Source organism: Alteromonas sp. D210916BOD_24, assembly GCF_047159385.1.
In the GTDB taxonomy this organism is placed as follows: Bacteria; Pseudomonadota; Gammaproteobacteria; order Enterobacterales; family Alteromonadaceae; genus Alteromonas.
In genome coordinates, this window is the sequence record NZ_AP038333.1 from 131,046 (window position 1) to 151,522 (window position 20,477).

Annotated in this window: 16 protein-coding genes; 7 read left to right on the top strand and 9 right to left on the bottom strand. The window is 44.5% G+C overall.

Annotated features, from left to right (window positions below; all coding sequences use genetic code 11):
- Window positions 1-23 precede the first annotated feature (23 nt).
- The 6 genes from aroK to pilM form a co-directional block, all read right to left on the bottom strand.
- Complete coding sequence (gene aroK / locus ACMCM8_RS00560) at window positions 24-539, bottom strand: shikimate kinase AroK (RefSeq protein ID WP_412724416.1); 516 nt, start codon at window positions 537-539, stop codon at window positions 24-26.
- Between the two features lie 269 nt (window positions 540-808).
- Window positions 809-2,587, bottom strand: a complete 1,779-nt coding sequence (locus tag ACMCM8_RS00565; RefSeq protein WP_412724418.1) for a type IV pilus secretin PilQ — start codon at window positions 2,585-2,587, stop codon at window positions 809-811.
- A gap of 2 nt (window positions 2,588-2,589) precedes the next feature.
- A complete protein-coding gene (locus ACMCM8_RS00570) occupies window positions 2,590-3,114 on the bottom strand; it encodes a pilus assembly protein PilP (protein WP_412724420.1) in 525 nt (174 codons plus the stop codon).
- Window positions 3,114-3,725, bottom strand: a complete 612-nt coding sequence (locus tag ACMCM8_RS00575; RefSeq protein ID WP_412724421.1) for a type 4a pilus biogenesis protein PilO — start codon at window positions 3,723-3,725, stop codon at window positions 3,114-3,116. The genes ACMCM8_RS00570 and ACMCM8_RS00575 overlap by 1 nt, the downstream gene beginning before the upstream one ends.
- Before the next feature lie 2 nt (window positions 3,726-3,727).
- Entirely contained in the window at window positions 3,728-4,306 is a 579-nt protein-coding gene (locus tag ACMCM8_RS00580) for a PilN domain-containing protein (RefSeq protein ID WP_412724423.1), read from the bottom strand.
- The gene (pilM, locus tag ACMCM8_RS00585) at window positions 4,294-5,361 is read right to left on the bottom strand and encodes a type IV pilus assembly protein PilM (protein WP_412724425.1); all 1,068 of its coding nucleotides are present in this window, start codon (window positions 5,359-5,361) and stop codon (window positions 4,294-4,296) included. Before pilM ends, ACMCM8_RS00580 begins: the two co-directional genes overlap by 13 nt.
- A 136-nt stretch (window positions 5,362-5,497) precedes the next feature.
- Between pilM and ACMCM8_RS00590 the strand changes: the two genes are divergently transcribed.
- The 6 genes from ACMCM8_RS00590 (at window position 5,498) to ACMCM8_RS00615 (ending at window position 15,313) form a co-directional block, all read left to right on the top strand.
- Entirely contained in the window at window positions 5,498-8,164 is a 2,667-nt protein-coding gene (locus ACMCM8_RS00590) for a penicillin-binding protein 1A (protein WP_412724427.1), read from the top strand.
- A gap of 78 nt (window positions 8,165-8,242) precedes the next feature.
- A complete protein-coding gene (locus ACMCM8_RS00595) occupies window positions 8,243-9,934 on the top strand; it encodes an NAD-dependent malic enzyme (RefSeq protein ID WP_412724429.1) in 1,692 nt (563 codons plus the stop codon).
- Between the two features lie 204 nt (window positions 9,935-10,138).
- Complete coding sequence (locus tag ACMCM8_RS00600) at window positions 10,139-13,339, top strand: CHAT domain-containing protein (protein WP_412724431.1); 3,201 nt, start codon at window positions 10,139-10,141, stop codon at window positions 13,337-13,339.
- Window positions 13,340-13,921, top strand: a complete 582-nt coding sequence (locus ACMCM8_RS00605) for an RNA polymerase sigma factor (protein ID WP_412724433.1) — start codon at window positions 13,340-13,342, stop codon at window positions 13,919-13,921. It abuts the gene before it with no gap.
- Window positions 13,922-14,000: 79 nt separating this feature from the next.
- Window positions 14,001-14,645: a hypothetical protein gene (locus tag ACMCM8_RS00610; protein WP_412724435.1), complete on the top strand. Its 645-nt coding sequence runs from the start codon at window positions 14,001-14,003 to the stop codon at window positions 14,643-14,645.
- A gap of 20 nt (window positions 14,646-14,665) precedes the next feature.
- Window positions 14,666-15,313: a hypothetical protein gene (locus ACMCM8_RS00615; RefSeq protein ID WP_412724437.1), complete on the top strand. Its 648-nt coding sequence runs from the start codon at window positions 14,666-14,668 to the stop codon at window positions 15,311-15,313.
- Window positions 15,314-15,600: 287 nt separating this feature from the next.
- Here the strand turns inward: ACMCM8_RS00615 and ACMCM8_RS00620 are convergent, their stop codons facing one another.
- The 3 genes from ACMCM8_RS00620 to ACMCM8_RS00630 all read right to left on the bottom strand — a co-directional run bounded on the left by ACMCM8_RS00620 (window position 15,601) and on the right by ACMCM8_RS00630 (window position 19,026).
- Window positions 15,601-16,641, bottom strand: a complete 1,041-nt coding sequence (locus tag ACMCM8_RS00620; protein ID WP_412724439.1) for a hypothetical protein — start codon at window positions 16,639-16,641, stop codon at window positions 15,601-15,603.
- Complete coding sequence (locus ACMCM8_RS00625) at window positions 16,638-17,909, bottom strand: hypothetical protein (protein WP_412724441.1); 1,272 nt, start codon at window positions 17,907-17,909, stop codon at window positions 16,638-16,640. Before ACMCM8_RS00625 ends, ACMCM8_RS00620 begins: the two co-directional genes overlap by 4 nt.
- A 538-nt stretch (window positions 17,910-18,447) precedes the next feature.
- Entirely contained in the window at window positions 18,448-19,026 is a 579-nt protein-coding gene (locus ACMCM8_RS00630; protein ID WP_412724443.1) for a TetR/AcrR family transcriptional regulator, read from the bottom strand.
- Window positions 19,027-19,502: 476 nt separating this feature from the next.
- Here ACMCM8_RS00630 and ACMCM8_RS00635 point away from each other — a divergent pair, with 476 nt between their 5' ends.
- Complete coding sequence (locus ACMCM8_RS00635) at window positions 19,503-20,471, top strand: choice-of-anchor A family protein (RefSeq protein WP_412724445.1); 969 nt, start codon at window positions 19,503-19,505, stop codon at window positions 20,469-20,471.
- Window positions 20,472-20,477: the final 6 nt, after the last annotated feature.

Here is a 20,477-nt window from a genome sequence, read left to right on the forward strand (position 1 = left end):
GCACCTCCTATTACATATTTGTTTTATAGACCAATTTTACTGATGATTTGATTTGCTACTGCACGTGCAGACTGGTCATCAGTGTCAACGACATAATCCGCTACTTCTTCGTAAAGCGGGTTGCGCATTTCTGCAAGGTCGCGAAGTACTTTTTCAGGATCGTCATTTTGCAGTAGTGGGCGACGCTTATCGCGTTGTGTACGAGCAACTTGCTTATCGATAGTCGTTTGCAGATAAACCACAATGCCACGGGCAGATAAACGATTGCGCACAGCTTTAGTGACAATAGAGCCGCCGCCTGTGGCAAGTACAATACCTTGCTTATCTGTCAAATCGTTGATGACGTTTTCTTCGCGCTTACGGAAACCGTCTTCACCTTCTAAATCGAAGATCCAAGCAATGTCTGCACCTGTCCGGCGCTCAATTTCCTGATCCGAATCAAAAAAGTCTAGGTGAAGTTCGTCTGCCAGATGTCTACCGATAGTACTTTTGCCGGCTCCCATTGGGCCAACTAAAAAGATATTACGTTTTTCAGCCATATTTGCTTATATCACAACTTAATCATGTTAGGGGCAGTGCACTGTTGCCTTACCAGCCTACCCATTGACTCGTGCCTATTTAGTGACCAATAAGCACCACTCCTTAAACCTCGCTTAAATTTCGAGAGCGCGATTATCTCAGTTTCATGCAAGGCGTTGCAAGTTTTGTTACTAACAAATAGCGTATACCTGTAAATTTACTTACAAATCAGAGGTAAAAAAGAAAAAAACGCGTATAAAAATACGCGTTTTAGAGTGTTAGACGTGACTTATGGGCGTTCAACTACAATTTTTGGGGTGACAAAAATCAGCAGTTCTCTTTTTTGTTGAAGTTCAGAAGTATTTCTAAACAAACCGCCAACAAGCGGCAAATCACCAAAAAGCGGCACTTTGGTTACTCCATCTGAACTGGTTTGTTGAAAAATACCGCCAAGGACAATGGTCTCGCCATTTTCAACTAACACCTGAGTTTTTATCTCTTGTGTATCGATAGCTACTGCATCCCCAGTAGAAGTTGATACAGTTTCACCACGGGTGTCTTGGGTGACGACTAAATCTAAAATAATCCGGTTATCGGGTGTGATATGAGGCGTAACTTTAAGTGACAGTACTGCTTTTTTAAATTCCACCGAGGTAGCACCACTGGACGTCGCTTGCACGTAGGGAATTTCTGTTCCTTGTTCGATATATGCTTCATGCTGATTGGCTACTGTGATACGCGGGCTGGCAATGATTTCACCCTTGTTTTCTGATTCCAATGCCGATAACTCCAGATCCAGTATGGTGCCGTCGACTAAGCTAGCTACTTGAAAACCGATACTGGCCGCGTTTGTACTGGCGACTGGCAGATTTACATTCAAACGATCGTTGATAGTGGGTATTACTCCACCGGCTATGGTTTCAGCACCTTCAAGTGAGCCAGATACACCATTGTCGTCCTGGCGGTCGCTGAACCCCCATCTTACGCCAAGTTGTTCATCTACATTGTCCAGCACGGTAACCATACGGCTTTCAATCAAAACCTGTTTGACCGGAATATCCAACGCATTGATCATTTTTCTCGCTTCATCAATGGAGGCTAAGGTATCGCGTATTAATAGCGTATTGGTGCGTTCATCAACGGTAACGCCGCCGCGGGCAGATAGAATGCCCCCTTCAGCAGATTTCAAAATGGCAGCCAGTGCGGGAGCCTTTGCATAATTTACTGCTATGTTCACGGTATGCAGTGGCGCTAAATCCGAAACCTGCTTTTTAGATTGCAAGGCCTGGGTTTCGCGGGCAGACAATTCTTCTGCGGGGGCTATCAGCAAAATATTGCCTTCTAAGCGTTTATCGAGTCCTTTAACACGGAGGATCATATCGAGTGCTTGATCCCACGGCACGCCTGAAAGGCTAATTGTCACGTTGCCTGTAACTGTGTCTGTGGTGACTAGGTTAAAGCCATTTACCTGCGCGATGATTTGTAAAACCTGGCGCACTGGTACGTCTTGAAAATCCAGTGAAATCGGGTCGCCAGTATAGGTTTTGGCATTGTCTAAAGCATCTTGTTGCGATGTATCCATCGGCTTAATGGCAATGCGAAGGGTGTTGTCTTCAATCGTATTTTTCACGATAACAGCGCCGGAATAGTTCACTTCAATGCGTGCGTCGTTGTCATCCTGAAAGGTTTCGATGGTGGAGACGACCGTACCAAAATCCGCCACATCGAGTTCGATGAACTGGTCTTTGCCCAACTGGGTGTTAGTCAAGGTTACAGACACTTTTCCTTGTGACTCAATTAACTGCACTTTAGGTGGTTGCCCTTCAAAATAAACCAGTGAAATTGCACCTTGGTTGGCGTCTTGAGTGAAATCGACCTTGGTGATGGTGGTGGCATGACTGGTCTGCTGACGGGCTTGAGGGTCGACCAATAAGGGTTCCTGAGCCGTTGCAGAGGGAGCGCTCAGCAATACTGCTATTGTACATAGCACACCAGAAAGCGAAGCAAACCGTGGCCATAGTCGCGTGTTGTTATCTTGAGAATGGTGGGTGGTATATCGCGTGACCATGTTTACTCTCCTGCCTTTGATGCAGTTGTCATTGTTGTGGTTTTCCGTTGCCAGCAGCCCGCGCCATCTGGTAACGACTGCTCAATAATGATTGAATCGTTGCGTATCTGTGTAATCGTGCCGTAAAACAACCCGATATGATCACCGACTTTCGCTTTGTGTAATACGCCATCGTTACTTTGTAACAAGGCCCACTGTATCTTATTTACTTCAAAGTTGCCGGTCAGTGTCAGCGCATCTAGTCCATATGCTTCTAAAGGCGCTTTGGGACGTTGAAAATCAGGTTGATAGCAATTTTCTACTCGAGGTTTATTGACCGCCGCACTTGCGGTAACAGGCTGTGCAAAGGGGCTTCTCAGTGCAGAGGCTGAATAGCTGAAGGGCGGATGGGTTTTAAACTCGGGATAAGGTTCAACATGCGAGGTAGTACGTGCTTTTACGCTTTGTGTATATGCATGTAAGTCCTCTAGATGAGGAGAGCAGCCCGTCAGCATAGCCAGCGCAGTGACAATAAGGAGATAACGCATTATTTGGACTCTCCTTCAATCAACGTGGTATTTTCTGAACGATAGGTTTTTGCTTGAAGCCTAAGTGCAAGCTCACCATCTTGTCGTGAAATATCAAAATCGTGAAGGGTGACAATGCGGGGTAAATCAGCAATCTCGGACACAAATGCACCAAAATTGTGGTATCCACCACTGACTTCCATTTCAATGGGGAGTTCAGTGTAGAATTCCTTTGGCACTTCTTGCTGCCAGTTCAGTATTTTAAACGTCAGTCCTGAAGAGGTGCCTACATAGGTAATGTCGTCGAGTAATCCCGGCGTTTCATTACTGGTTGGCAGGCTTTTCAACATGGAAGAAAAGTCTTTCTTAATTTGCGCAAGCTGTTCTTGGTAGGCTTCTAAATTGGCGGCAATGCGGTATTTGGCTTCAAACTGTAGTTTAAGTTCTTGTTCTTTAAGCTGCGCAGCGTCCATGACCGGAAGTTTGGGGTTAACTAATAAATAGTAACTAATCGCCCCCACTAAAATGGCCACAAAAGCGGCGACTACAATGCGTACTTCATTTGGCCAAATGGCCATCTGTTCGAAATCGAGTTCGTTGAGTTCTTTTAGTTTGGCAACATCAAATTTCATCGCTATTTCACTCCCTCACCGGTATTCGTTAAAGGTGCAATACGAGGGCTAATGGAAAACGTCAGCGCAAAACTGTTCGTCGCACGGGCACTACTGTTGTCTGATTTAATCGTCGATATCTCTGCGCCGACAAACACGTTGGAATTATCTAATGACCGCATAAAATCGGAGAGGCGGTTGTTAGAGTCACTGGTGCCTTCAATTGCTATCTGATTGCCACTTCGCACCATAGATTCAAACGCTACACCAGGCGGCACTAACTTGGCCAACTCGTCAAATACTATCGGGGCGACATTGCGACTTGCCTGAAGTTGCTCAATTAAGGCCATGCGTTGTTCAATCGCATTTTTACTGTCTTTGACCTTTTTTATCTGGGCAATTTGCGCATCGAGCACAGCAATTTCTTGTGTTAAATATTGATTGCGTGCATTTTGATTTTTAATCTGTTGATCGATAGCTTGACCGATAAACCAGAATAGCAAGCCCACCAATGCGGCCACGGCTAAAAGGGCGGCAAGATAGCGTTGTTTTTGCTGCTGGCGTTGCTGCTCACGCCACGGGAGTAAGTTTATATGTGCCAAGGCATAAAACTCCTACTTGCAAGGCCAGTAGCAACCACCAACTGAGGTGCAATACTGTTTAACTGGTCAACATCTAATTTAGGGTTTATAGCCATGTTGTCAAACGGGTTAAAACACACCACATCTATCCCTAAATCTTGATTTAACATGTCCACAAGGGGAGCAATGGTAGCCGCCCCGCCGCTTAGCAACAGCTGTGAAGGGCGCTCTGCGTGCATGGTTGTCATATACATTTGAAGGGCGCGATTGATATGTTGTTGAAGGTTAGCCGCAAAAATAGGTAGCGTATCGTCAACCCAATTTGCTGCTAGAGTACCCTCTAGCAAATGGCGTTCTGCGACTTCACGCTCCATCATATGAATGGCACTAATGTCAGTGACAAGATGATCTAAGCCATAACCGTGTTCTTTGGTATAAACGACTTCGCCTTCTTTCATTACGCAGATCTGCAAAAGGGAGGCGCCAACATTTACACAGCACAGTGGCTGTTGGGTTTCTGTAGGTGTGTAAAAGTAGTCCAATGCGTTACCGATGGCATAATTTTCAACATCCACAATTTTGGGCTCAAAGTTGGCTTCCCGTGCAAGTAACAAACGGCTATCAACGATGTCTTTGTGGGCTGCGGTGAGAAGCACATTGACCTTTCCGGTGTGAGTGGGGCTGGCGCCTAGCTCTTCGAAATCTAAATAAACTTCTTCCAGCGGATAAGGAATGAGACTGTCTGCTTCTATTTCAATTTGATTTTCAAGCTCATAGTCACTTTGGTCAGGGTCCATGTGAACCACTTTACTCAATACTGACGTACCAGCTACAGCGACGTTAACGTGCTTAATTTTTGATTTGAGCGCTTTTTTAACTTTTTTTAGGGCAACACTGACAGACTCGTAGTCTTTTATCTCTCGTTCTGAGAAGGCTATTTTATTGATGGGTTCGCATGCGTATCCTTGAAGCATAAAACCTTCTTTAGTCTGCTCTAGCCACACTGCTTTTATTTGACGCGTGCCTATATCTAAGCCCACAATGGGCGGGAGCTTTTTTTTAAACAGCGATTTCATTTGCAAGTGTCCAGTTTCAAAGGTAATTGCTCTAAAGTACAATATTACTCTTTAAGTGTTATGCGTATGGTTCTAGAGTTAACACATACGTATAAAATATACGTCATTTCAACAAAATGTCTTGGTATCCGTTACAGTGAAGTACATCAAACCGCTTTTATTATTCAGTTTTCTATCAGGCATACTAGGGTGTGCTGCTCTGGTAGGTATCTACTTTTATATCAAACCAGAGCTGCCGAGTGTCACTGTACTTAAGGATGTTCGCCTGCAAACACCAATGCAGATTTACACCAAAGATGGCAAGCTCATTTCTCAATATGGTGTTAAACGGCGGATCCCAGTAAAGCTTGAGGACGTTCCTCAAGAACTGATTGATGCCATCCTTGCTACAGAGGATAGTCGCTTTTACGAACATCATGGCATTGACCCTATCGGCATTATGCGTGCAGCCGTAAGTTTAGTCCTAACCGGAGAAAAGCGTCAGGGAGCCAGTACTCTAACGATGCAGCTTGCGCGTGGCTTTTTCCTTACCCGAGAAAAGACCTACATTCGCAAAATTAAAGAAATTTTTATCGCCATGCATATGGAGCAGGAACTCACCAAAGAGGAAATTCTGGAGCTCTATTTGAATAAAGTTGAGTTAGGGCACCGGGCTTTTGGCTTTGGCGCAGCAGCACAAGTATACTATGGCAAGCCATTGGCAGAACTGGACTTGGCGCAAATAGCGACTATTGCTGGCTTACCAAAGGCGCCTTCGGCATTGAACCCGATTAGCAGTCCTGAAAGTTCTTTCGCCCGGCGGCGGGTAGTGCTTCTGCGTATGTTAGATGAGAAATACATCACTAAAAGCCAGTTTGATGAAGCGGCAGCTGCACCGGTAACGGCGAGAAAACACGGCGCGGAAATTGAAGTCGATGCGCCGTATCTGGCCGATACTATCTACAATGAAATGGTAGAAATATACGGCAAAGAAGAAGCGGAAACTGGAGGGTATCAAGTTTTTGCAACCGCAACTGCCCAATTGCAGATGGCCGCACAGCAAGCAGTGGTTAGAAATCTACACGATTATGATGAGCGTCACGGCTACAAGGGGCCACTGGGTTATCTGTGGAACACGCCAGAACCTCAAAGCAAAGATGACGTCATTCCCACCCTAAAACTAAGTTTTGATATTAGTGAGCGTGACCAGAAAGAAGATTGGGATAATGCCGCCTTGTTATCCGTACTACAAGAAGTGCCTCACATTAAACCGTTACTACCCTCTGTGGTGATGGCTCTACACGAACAATCAATAGACGTGCTTTCTGTTGACGGAGAAGTGCGAACCATAGAGTGGGATGGGCTAGACTGGGCGAGGGAATACATAACTGATTTTCGCCAAGGTAGCGATCCCCAGTTGGCGTCTGATATTACGCAGGAAGGGGCTGTCATTTACATCAGAGAGCAAGAGGGGGCCTGGCGTATCTCTCAAATTCCTGAAGTCAGCGGCGCATTTGTCGCACTCAATCCGCAAAACGGCGCAGTGGAAGCGATTGTCGGCGGTTATAGCTTTTATCAAAGTCAGTTTAATCGGGCTACACAAGCTAAACGTCAGGTGGGATCAAACATTAAACCCTTTGTGTACTCTGCTGCCATAGACAATGGTTATACCCTTGCATCAATCATTAACGACGCACCAATAAACCAGTGGGATGCCGCTACGGGCGTGGCATGGCGACCACAGAATTCACCTGCAGAGTACGATGGTCCAATTCGAATGCGTAAAGCCCTGGGAAAATCGAAAAACGTGGTCTCAGTTCGACTGTTACGCGGTGTGGGTTTAAGAGAGACAGCAGATTACTTGACGCGATTTGGCTTTGACCCACAAGACATCCCGTTAGATGAGACCGTGTCGTTAGGATCGAGCTCTCACACACCTTTAGAAGTTGTGCGGGGAATGTCGGTCATAGCCAATGGAGGGTATTTAGTTAACCCTTACTTTATTGACAAAGTATTGGATGAAAGTGGTCAGGAACTGTGGAGAGCGAACCCTGTTTGGGCCTGTAATCGCTGTGATATGCAAAGCGAACAGGAAATGCTGCCTGAAGACGAAGAGACCGATATTGAGGCGTTATTGGCAGCTGAGTTGAATAAAGATGTGATATTGGCCGATGCCCTCGATGAAACAGCACAAGAAAATAAAATTATTGCACCTCAGGTTATCACTGCTCAAAATGCGTTTTTGGTCTCAGAGATGATGCGCACCGCCGTTCGTGCAAACGGCAATTGGAGCAAAAAAACTTATTGGCTAGGCACTGGCTGGCGCGCGCGCAACATACTTCAGCGTACGGATATCGCCGGGAAAACAGGTACCACTAACGATTCTCGTGATACCTGGTTTAGTGGATTTCACAAAGACATCGTAGCCACTGCATGGGTCGGCTTTGATAATATGAGCAGGCAACTGGGCCGCGCTACTCGTAATCAAAACTTGATCAACAAAGATCCCGAAAAGTTTAACTGGATAGGCAATGCTTTAATAGGTACTGAAGATGGCGCAAAAGCCGCGGGCCCTGCATGGATACGTTTTATGCAATATGCGCTTAAAGATAAACCGCATACACCGATGCCAGTACCCGAAAATATCGTGCGGGTTCGCATTGATCGTACCAGTGGAAAGTTGACCCGGCGCACAGACCATACGACACTATTCGAATATTTCCTGCAGGGCACAGAACCTACAACTTACGTTCGCGATGATGAAGTGGTAGATCCAGCAACGCAGGATACGACTACCGCGCCTGAGCCAGAAGAAATATTCTAATGAATGAGACGGCACGTAACGATACGTGCCGCAACAGCTTGGGTGATGTAATTGCCTGACAACACTATCGGAAAACCAATGTCAAAAGAGTCACAGCGATATCTTTATATTCCTCATGCCGGCCCTTCGTTGCTGGAAACCCCCCTACTGAATAAAGGCAGTGCTTTTACCGCTCGAGAGCGTGCTGCGTTCAATTTAACAGGTCTCGTACCACCGCGATATGAAACCATTGAAGAGCAGGTTGAACGCGCCTATATGCAATACAGTAGCTTTGATGAAGCACTGAACAAGCATATTTATTTGCGTGCTATACAAGATAATAACGAAACTCTGTTTTATCGATTAATCCAAAAGCATATCGACGAGATGATGCCTATCATCTATACCCCTACGGTAGGTGATGCGTGTGAGCAGTTTTCGGATATTTATCGCAGCTCCCGAGGATTATTTGTTTCTTACGAAGAACGCCACCAGCTTGACGATATAGTTCGCAACGCCACTAAGCGCAAAGTTAAAGTCATTGTTGTGACTGACGGTGAACGTATCTTAGGTTTAGGAGACCAAGGTATTGGCGGTATGGGCATTCCAATTGGTAAGCTGTCGCTGTATACAGCCTGTGGTGGTATAAGCCCCGCCTACACCTTACCGGTTATGCTTGATGTGGGCACTAACAACGAAAAACTGCTTAACGATCCTATGTATATGGGAGCACGTCACCCGCGTATTGGCCAAGAAGAGTACGATGAGTTTGTTGACATGTTTATTCAAGCGGTAAAACGCCGCTGGCCAGATGTGATGATTCAGTTTGAAGACTTCGCACAACCCAATGCTATGCCGTTGTTAAATCGTTATCGCAATGAAGTGTGTTGTTTTAATGATGATATTCAAGGTACCGCTGCAGTCACATTGGGGACTATTCTTGCAGCATGTCGCACTAAAGCGCAGAAACTCAGTGAGATGAAAGTGGTATTTGTTGGCGCGGGATCGGCGGGATGCGGCATTGCAGAAATGTTAATCCAGCAAATGGTATTTGAAGGGCTCAGTGACGAACAGGCGCGTAAGCAAGTGTTTATGATTGATCGCTTTGGTTTGGTGACGGAAGGAATGGAAGGCCTGCGAGACTTCCAACAGAAATTGCAGCAGAAAAATGAAGACTTGGCCGATTGGACATTCAGCGGTGACTACGCCTCATTACTTGATGTAATGCATTGCGCCCAGCCGGATGTACTTATCGGCGTATCTGGTCAGCCTGGCCTTTTCACGGAACAGGTTATCCGCGCAATGAAACAAGGTTGTGAATTGCCCATTATTTTCCCGTTGAGCAATCCTTCTCGCCAAGTGGAAGCCCGTCCGGAACAAGTTATTGAGTGGACTGATGGCGACGTTATCATCGCGACGGGAAGTCCGTTTAAACCGGTAGAATACAAGGGGAAAGTTTTTCCTATTGCCCAATGTAATAACTCGTATATTTTTCCGGGTATCGGACTAGGCGTGGTGGCATCGAAAGCGAAACTGATAAGTGACGAGATGCTGATGGCAGCCAGTAATGCACTGGCAGCGGCGTCACCTTTGGTCAATACCGGTACTGGCTCGTTATTACCTCCACTTGCCGCGATTGCCCAAATAAGTCGCGAAATTGCTTTTGAAGTGGGTAAAGTGGCAATGGAACAAGGTTTGGCACTTGAGATGACTGACGAAGCGCTACAAGAAAGTATTGAAAGAAACTTCTGGAAAGCGGAATACCGTCCTTATAAGCGAGTGAGTATCTAATTATTCGTGATTATTAAGCACTGCAAATTCGGCTTGTCGTCATTTGCAGTGCTTATGTTCCTCCTTTAATACCCCACACCAAATTTGCCTATCTGATATGTGTGTAACCTGTTGCTGGTTATAAAATAATCAGTGGGAAAGCGCGTGGATCTATATTATTGTACAAATTGTGTTCATTAATTTTGTACAAATGTTTGGAACGGCATGTCGCGCAGGGTATATATCAGGCTTATATCAATTGCATTACTATATGCAATGTGTGCTCAGATAGTAGCAGAGCCCTTAGCCCTGCAGTTAACTTCCCAAAAGCCCAGTTACGTTAAAACACTGAAGTTGAATGAGCCTGTTTCCTTTAATCTTACCAGTACTCCTAATCAATCAATCTTAATTGAAGCCACGCAACACTCTGGTGACATTCGTCTTAGTGCGACATCTTGTTATACGCAAACGGTGGGGGTGGACCATCAATCAGACATTCCAAGTAATTACAGACAATCAGAGTTTATACTGCTTAAAGGGTCAGTTAATCCAAGTTGTACGATAACTGTTAGTCCTTCGCATTCTGGCCATCATTCCACTAGAACCACCCTAACGTTAAGTCTGATTCATAATGGGCCGACAGCAAGAGTATATGAATATTTAGCACGGGCAGGCGAGTATTGGGCGAAAGAGAGTGGTGAGGACCCGTCACTTCTCGATGTGCAAAATATGTATACACAAGCGCTGTACTATGCAAAGAAAGACAAGCTTGTGAAACTCATCCCCTTAGCACAGTTTAATTTAGGCATAGTGTTTCACTTTCAAAGCCGTTACGAAGAACAAGCATCCATGCTGCTCTCTTTATTAGCGAGTCAAGATACTGACTCCTTGTGGGCATTGAAAGCCAAAGTGGAATTGGCAAATTATTACCTTTATGAGCAACACAAACCCCATGAGGCGAAAAAAATCATAGAGGAGGTATTTGCTTATGTGGATGCGCAAATGCAGCCTCTAGTCTTTGCTTCGGCTTTGGAAGTACAAGCGGGTTTAGCAACGGTTGATCAAGATTATCAAAACGCGATTACCGCATTTTTTGAGGCCCACCGAATCTATCTGACAAATGATGCACATTTTGAAGCGCTAAATACTTTGCTTTCCGGTGCGTATTATCAATTAAAAAGCGGAGATTATGTGGGAGCGGTGGCGCAGTACAAAAAAGCATTAAGTTACAGTGTCAGTTTAGGCGATGAGTTCTCGTTAACTAATGCGCATATTAAATTAGCCACGACTTACCTAAATCTGGGTATGTTGGACGATGCTAATGAATACATAGCTGTGGCACTTCAAAAAGTAAAAAGCTTTCCTCACTCGTTTTTAAAAGGTTGGGCATTTAAAGAAAAAGCGCGAATTTTTTTATTGTCAGCACAACCACAACTTGCCGAAGACTACCTCATACGCGCTCAACAACACTTTGAAAACTTAAAAGCAGAAAACCAAGTCATGCACATCGCGGGGCTTTTAGGTTCTGCTTATACCGAGATGGGGCAATTCGATAAAGCACAAAGCCAGTTTACTGCATACATTGAGTATGCACAGAGAGATGGGTTAATACTCGAGAGTGCAGCAATGAAATTAAAGCTCATTGATGTCTACCTCCAGCAAAATAAAATATCAGAGGGAGCGGAGCTGCTTGCACAGGTAAAAGACGTAATAGCGCAATCGGATGACGCTGTGCAAAAGGGATTTTACAAAAAACAGCTCGCTATTTTGTCTCTGCACAACCAAAATTTAGAGGCTGCCGAAGACGCTTTTCTAGAAGCAGAGCACTTCTTCTCAACGGTCCAAGGGAACGTGCAATTACTCCAAACTCAGTTAGATTTCACATCACATCTTATACAAGTCAACCCTGAGATGTCGCTTAGCTATTTACAACAGGCTATAGCGCAAGTGAATGAAATCCATACTCACCTTCAACGGCCAGATTTCCGCAGGGGATTTTTCTCTAGCTACCAATCACTGACGAGTAGAGTCATTGGTCTGGATAAAAATATGACGCCACAAGACAGTTTGTTGTTGGCTGAAACAATGAAAGGAGCGATTGTTTCCTTGGTTGCTTCAAATGATCGCCAAGAAAAGCAGTCGGAGCGTCAGGCTGATCAAGCCTTGTTCACCCAATTAGGTGAGCAATTTGTTGCACTGCATCGCGTAGAAAACGAGATTGAGAAAAGCCAGGTTCTATATTCACTAAGACAGCTTTCAGAAAAGCGGTATGCGTATGAAGCTGAGCGTCTAAAAACCGGTAATACAGACAGCCTGACCTCACCAGACTTTGACAAAGATGCCCTCACGTTATTACAAAGTCTACTCGACCCAGAAACGCTCGTGGTATTTGTTGATACCGATCCTTTGCAATCACACCTTTGGTATGTTTCAAATCAGGAGGTGCGTTACAAGCCCTTACCGAGGGAAGAAGCCATTGCTGATGTGACAGGTAGCCTTGAGCAAACTATTCAGAGCGGTGAGCAAATGCTCACTAATGATGAGAATGTTCTTGCTTTATCTAACTGGCTCTTCTCTGAAGGCCTGACCCCTTCTATTCGCCAATTGATAGTGATAGGTGATGGGCCTGTCGAAACCTTTCCTTTGTCAATATTAATCGATCCCGAAACAAAGCAGCCTCTCATTAACACTATCTCTGTTGCCAGGCATTTTTCTCTTAAATCACTGTTGGCGCAATTATCCTTAAAACATGAGGCTTCGATGTATTCTCACGCCTTAGTCGTAAGTAATCCGGCTACAAACATTATTTATGACAGTGAAGAGGCAGCGGCATTAAATATAGCTTTGCCCGAGCTACCCTACGCAGAATACGAAGCAAGCTTACTGGGTGAACGATATGGCTTAGAGGTGGAAAGGCTCGTGGGACAAGACGCTACTAAGCAAAAACTGCTCACTATCTCTTTTGAGCATTTCGACATAATACACTTTGCTACTCATGGTATATCCAATACTGAACTTCCTGAGCTGGGGGGGCTTGTATTAGCCGCAACTTCAGATAATCCAAATGTTCTGATAGTGCCTGAAATCAAAACGCTAAAACTTAATGCAAAGCTGGTGGTTTTGAGCGGCTGTGAAACAGCTGACGGGGCATACATAGCTGGAGAGGGAATGTTGGGACTATCGCGAGCGTTCTACGAAACCGGAGCGAGAAACGTGATTGGAAGCCTATGGAAGGTCAGAGATGATGCTACCGCATTTTTGATGAACAGGTTTTATGGGTTTATATTGCAAGATGGCCTCTCCTATGACGACGCGCTACGCAAAGCGAAACAGGCCGTGCGTGATCACCGCAGAAAAAATGGGCAATACCCATGGAAAGCCCCTATTTTTTGGGCGGGCTTTGAGCTACACGGGAGTGGTGTCTAAATGAAAACTGCCAAGCCTGAAGACATTGCGATAGGTCTGGTCACACGTATTGAAACGGGTGATAGGGACGCGGAAAGTGAACTTATCGACACTTATCAACGTGGCCTTAAATTTATCCTGCTTCGCCAGTGTAACCATGATGAGGCACTGGCAAGTGATATGGTGCAGGATACCTGGTCAGTGGTACTGGAGGCACTGCGCAATAAAAAATTGCGGGATCCCGCAAAACTTTCCTCATTTATCATTCAAACAGGTAAAAATCTGGTCATTGCTCACTTCAGAAAAGCAGACAATAAAAAAACAAGGTTCATAGAACCAGAAGCGCTTGAATCGTTAGATAACCAAGAAATGCCTGAGATTTCACTTGAGCGCTACAACCTGAGTTTACTGGTAAAGCAAGTTATCTTAGAACTGGAGCAAAAGCGCGATAGAGAATTGATGTTCAGGTTGTATGTCAAAGAGCAGGAAAAAGCCGCAATTTGTCAGGCACTGGAGTTAGATACCACCCATTTTGACCGGGTGTTATACCGCGCCAAGCAGCGATTTAAAACTTTGTGGCAGACCCGCTTTGATACCAGTTAAGTAAGCCGGTGAGATGAATTAGAGGATTAACGCACTTATTTAATAGATAAGCACACCGTGTGCATTCTGGAGTGAACTTTTGCAACAAGAGAGCAAAATTGAAAAATACTTATTAGGTCACATGAGTCCAAGTGAAGAACTGGACTTTGAAGCGTCGTTTGTCACCGATCATGACATGCTCGAACAATTGGAGCTTGCTCAGCGGCTTCACCAAGGTATGAAACTATTAGAGCGTGACCAGATTTTTGCTGAGAATGATACGTCTACCAGTGAACTGGCGTGGTACAAGAAGCGCGTGCCAATGTGGGCCTTCGCAGCTTCCATCACATTATGTGTGCTCACCGTTTACATGGGTATTACCGAACAGGCTCCGAAAGGCCTACACGGGGTTAATGTTGTTAATCTAGAGCTGGCAACTATGCGTGGTGATGAAGAAGTAAAAGCTGCTGCCAAAGTAGTGCAGCTTGAAGAGCAGACACTGTTATCCATGTATATCGATAAAGCCGTGCCTACTTTCGATTATGAGCGCTTTCAGTTTGTATTATTTGACGAGAGTGGCCAACGCGTATTTGCCTCTTCGTCTGCCACACTCAATAACGCAGATATGTTGCACATTAATCTTGGATATAAAAAATTCGAGCCAGGTCAATATCAATATCAATTGATTGGGCTGGAAAACAACCAGAGCCAAGTACTGCAGTCTGGCCATATTCTTTTTGAATAAACAGAGACAAGGATGCAGATATGCAAACAAATAAAATAAAGAGTGCTTTTTTAGTGGTTGGTCTGACTTTACTGTCTTGGGGGTGTGCAGCTACACCCCCGCCCACGGATATTGAAGAACAAAACCGTCGTCTAAGTCACATTAAGGGCGACTATGTTTTGCTGTATGAATGTCGCGAGGGTTTCTGCCAAGACTATGATGAACCGTGTAACCAATGTTCACAGCAAAGAGGAACTGCTAGCGCAAATAAGTACAAAATGACATTTTCAGAAGACCCTGTAAAAACGTCAAACGGCAATAAGACGTCTATCAGCATTTCTATCGAGAATAGCATCGAGAAAATTACTTGTAAGAAAGATTGTACTTGGCGCATTGAAGCGTTTGAGGACACCTATGTGATGACGGTTGAAAATGTCCACGTTAATGAGATATCGAACAATAATTGCGTACACCACAAGCATTATCATACTCACGATGATAAAGGGGCAGGCAATCACATACACAAGCTGCATCTGGTTTTCATGCATGTTGATACAAGTGAAAGTCAGGGAGAAACAGCAGAGAGTGAAAAGCCGACTATAGTGGTTTATTCATTGACTCACCCGGAAATTAAATTAGATATCCTTACTCACAGAACAACCCATGGTGGAGGCGTCGACACAGACTAACGCTGAGGTGCTCATTTAGGACGTGTCGGATAATGGGGTTACGCATAATGGTAAACCCATTTAATACCTGGCCCCAATACTAGAGCGTGTACAGCAACGCTCATCAAGCTCTGGGAAGTATAGCTTTTTATGTATTGGGGTTTTTACCACCAGGTAATCACAACATAATATAACCACACAAATACCGCCATTTTTTTGCGCTCGATGAACATCACAACGCTTTGTAGATAGTAAAGCCAATGCACACAGAGTCGGGCAAATAGGTAACACCTGCTACGCAACAGTGTTTAATACCTGGCGTGGAATCCCACGGCAAAGAAACTGGTACGCTTTGAAAACATATACAGTTCTTCTAAGTAACCGTGGTGATAGCGAACGACAATGGGAATGGCAAAATCTTTACCTTTATTAAAAAGGTGTCCAACGGGAACATCGATAAAATAGCGAAAATCGAAAGTGTGGCTTGAAAAAGGCTTGTCGGCGAGTTGTCCCGTTTGATAATCCAGTTCCAGAGATTGACGTATTCCCCCAAGGTCAAAGGGCTTGGCGATGATAACTTGCGTACCCTGATAATGTTTCAGCTGAGGGATGGGTTGTGGCATAGGATCGGTAAAATCGTTCCGGTAAGGAATACCGTCTTCTCGGCCTATCCCCAGCTGAAAGCGCAATTTGGTTTGAATTGAAAAACAACGCAAATCGTTGCGACACCCTTCTTCATCAGTGGTAACAGACTGAAAGTAGCCACCAAGGCCGATAAAATTGTTGGCACGACTTATGGTTTGTTGTGCCATTTCGAATATTTCGCTTTGTGGTAGGCTTCCCTCATCAGGCGTTAATATTTCAACTTGCTCGGCTAAATCTTGAGGGTCATTGGAGGTTTGCCCGTTTGATTCATGTTCTACCGAAAAATACCAACTGGACCATGAGTGTTGCTTTGGGTCGCGAACACGAATATAGGTTAGTGCTGGGTTGTGCCGGGTAGTCACTACCGGTCCCGACTCACGGGAACTGGCAAAAAAATCAAAGTCACCTTGATAGGACAAAGCCACCGTCCAATCCCACTTACCGTCGCTTTTTAGCGTCGTACTGGTAAGCAGATAGCGAAATCCCAACGCGGCGTCGAAGTGGTTTTCAGAAGTCACCGAAGAGCCATATTCAGCAAATATTTCATTGCGACCCCATTGAGCAAATCTCATCAGTGCGCGCTCTGGCCCGGCCTCAGAATGAGGTGCTGCCTGCTCTTGGGTTTGAAACTGTATACTTTGTGGTTGAGCGAAAACAACGGGAGAAAAGAGCCCTATAATAAACGTAGTTCTGAAGGCGTTCATTCTTTTGCTCCTTTACGAAATAGCTGATCAAACGTAGTCTGCCAGGTTAGATAAACCTGGATACTATCGGGCTGAGACACCAACTCTCCTTCGTCATTGCGTTTACCTCGGGCAACTTCGATATTAGCAATGGCTCCAAGGAACACACGACCTTCCCCTAGGGTATAAACCGGCAGCTGTCCTCTTAATTGCAAGCGGCGCCCTTTTAAGGGCTCAGATTTTCCATACATAAGGTCGAGGAACGTTTCTTCATTGAAAGCAAACCGTAGTCCGCCATAATAGCGTTGTTGAAAATTATCTATGTCATCTACTTTACGCGCTCCATATGTTGAAATCAGACCGAAGCTAATTTCCTGATAGTGTTTTGATAATGGGTCACCTCTGCTACCTAAGTAAAAGGGATAGTAAATGGCTAAGTCGAATTCAACAGCGGTTAAGTCAGAGTCTCGTAAATTGTGATTCGAAGGGCTTAATCCGTCATTTTCATTGGGGTCGTCCGCTGGCTCTTCTTCTGACGTCCCTGATTCCGACTCCTCAAGGCCCGCCGCAGTTTCTCCAGCACCCGTCAATGCTACGTTAAGAAAAAAGTGAGGTATATTTTTAAACCATCGTCCACATGAGTAAGTGCTACCATTACACGTAAAGCCCTCATGATGAGTGAATTTATCAGCTCGCATATCTGATACCGCATTCTTTAGGTCTAATAGCGACTCCCCAGGCTTAAAATAGGTTTGAAGGCCAAACCGTAATGTATTGTCATTAAACATGTCTTGCACATTGGTATATTCAAACCCAGTGTAAAATTGATAAGTTAAAGAATTGGCTTCGAAGCTAGGTAATAAAAAGTCTATGGGCTGGATTGGTGTATCACTGGATTCGGATAGCGCATCTTTGGGCATTGCGTCAACAGACGAAGTTATTTGAGTAAACTCGCTAAACGTCATTGAAGCTTTTTCTTCCTCAAGTTTATAGGGGAGGTACCTTAGTTCAACCTTCGTTACCTCACGTAATTGTCGGATGGCAGAATCTATCTCTCTTAGTGTTTCTACTTGGTTGAGGCTAAGTGCCATTTTGCGAGCTTTTTCACATATCGACAGTTTATTCTGTTTGGTTTCTATCGACTTAACTACCTTGGCACTGCTCTCAAAGCTCAGTGTCTTGTCCATTGGATCTAAGCATTGAGCAGTCAAGCTATCAGATGCAAAAGCATGGCTGGTGAGTAGTAGCAGATGAACGATGCTGATAAATAGTGTGAGGATGGTTTTCATAATTAGTGTGCTCCCTTGTTAGTTCAATTAAGGGAGTGTCTCTATGGAAACAAACCTCTCACTAAAACTCGTATATACCTAAATGTAGGCCTACCTCGATGGCGTTGGCATTTCACCGTTATGCCCTATTTTCGCTTGCCTGAAAAATATGTTGCTTATGAGCAACATATTCTCACCCTTATTGTTTGTTGATGTGATGCGGTTAATGCAAGTTTTTGAAAAACAACAACTAAATCTGGTTGGCACAATGATTGAATAATCTATAGGTAAGACCTGGTAGATGGTTGCTAGTGTGGTGTTTGCTTAGCGCGCTAACGCGCTGTACTTATCGGTGGTCGGCGCAACCAGTTTGCGGGCAAGGGACTGCTCGCCTTTTATTATTGGCCGAGTGATGCGTATTCATCACTCGGCTTTTTTATGCCCGGGCACGTACCGCGTAAAATGCTGGGGGTAAAAACAAACCTCATCGGGCAACACTCAGCATTCCATTGGTGTGCAGTATTTTTCTATGTTATTACTCGAAGAAGGCGTTGCTTGGTTAGCGGGTTGCCGCTAAGGCATAGACATGAAGGCGAATGGCTTGTAACGCACTTTCTTTCCAGTTGCGCCACACTATACGCTCGCACATTTCATGCTGATTGAAACTTGCGTAACCTTGGGTAAGTGCCCAGATTTGCAAGGCAATTTCTTGTTTTTGCGCAGGTGAATGCGCTTTTTTAATTAGCGCATCAGACAATTCTGCAAGTGCACTGAAGGCTTGGTCAGCTTTTTCTATTGCTTCTGCTGAAGGAGAGAATTCTTTCGGCTTTGCTGAGAAAATAAGACGGTAGTGAGCGGTATGTTTTTCTGAAAAGGTCAGCATGCGCTCACAGGCATCAATAACCTTTTCTGCAGGGGTGTTCCCTCTCGCTGCACGGATTTCTTTTGTAAGCAGTTCGAAACCCTCTTGGTACAAGGCATCAATAATGCCCTGTTTTCCTTTAAAGTGGCTGTATATCCCAATAGTAGACATACCCGCACCATGGGCAATTGCCCTGACACTGAGAGCGTTAATGCCTCCGTCTAAAAACAATGCAGAGGCTGCTGTAAGTATTTTTTGTTGAGTATCTTGTTTCATCACCACATTAACTACAGTTTGGACGTTATGACATTGTTTATATTTTTTACTGCTGTTCCACAAGCGTTTTATTCAAGCGCTAAGTTCGAATACTGGCATGACTAGTTATGAGTTGGTTCGACCTTCCCATACCCGCATATATAAATATTTCGGGTTTAACTTTAGATAAATGCCGAGGCTTTTTTTGAGTTTAACACTGGCGGACTAACCCAAGACAACTGTTTTACTCCCAGTATGTTCTTATAAAGACATACTGGGACAAATATATACTATTTAAGTCGAAAGTTTCCCGTCTTAAAGTGTCTAATTATTTTACATTTAATATAGGGTTATTTTTATGTAACTCATTGAACTTCATGAAAAAGATATAGTTACCTTAAGGGCATGAATATTGCTAAAGAAATTGAAACATAAAATAGAATTACAATATTTCGTTAGCACGTCTTTCCGTGCGGTTTAATAGGTATCAGCTGTTCATGCGTTTTCTTCTTTTTACTATTTTCGGTTCACTTTTGTGGAACACGGCATTTGCTGTGGATACCACACCGATAAACTCGTCCGGTAATGGGGCGCTTGGCACTTATAATCTCATCTTATTGGAAGACTATAATTTTTCAGGTGGTGACGTTCAGGGTAGAACATTTATCGGTGGTAATTTAAACGCGCAGGGGCGTTACGCTGAATTTGGTAGCCGCTTAGCTAACACCAATACAGCGATAGATGCTGTGACAATTGTAGGTGATGTCAATGCCAGTGGTGTACGTGTGCTACGGGATAATAATCTTGTTTATGGTGGTGCATTAAACGCATCTACAGTGGAGCTAAATGACGGCGACGATGGGCAGCTAATCCACGATCCTAATGTAACGATTGCAGATATAGCGACAGAGCTATATACAGACACGGCATATTACGCAAGTTTGAGTAGCAACGGTGCTTACAGTAATGGAGTGTTTAATTATACTGGCATCGACGAAGTGGCCGTTTTCAATGTCTCTGCAATAGATATATTTTCGCAAAACAGCAATCTCAGTTTGAACTGGGGGGCGGCTGAAACCGTTATCATCAATGTTTCTGCCAATGGTTTTTCAAATAACGATATTGTTATTGGTGGTGGTGTTAATTTAAATAACGGATTCACACAACAAAGCGCATTTTCTAATGTGCTGTGGAATTTCTACGATGCTGAAAGTATCAATTTTAATGGGGTAGCGATGAAAGGGTCTGTATTAGCCCCCTTTGCAGATACGTCAGGTGGCGCTTCATTCGACGGTACTTTTGCTGCTAACTCTTACACTGGTGCCAGAGAGTTCCATGATTTTGTCTTTAACTACGAAAGGCCTCCGAGTATTGTTGCGGTATCTTCACCATCTACTGGGGTACTGTTGATTGGCGCTTTGGGAATATTATTCTTGCGCCGTCGTGGGTGCCGCGGGCAAGCATAGACAATG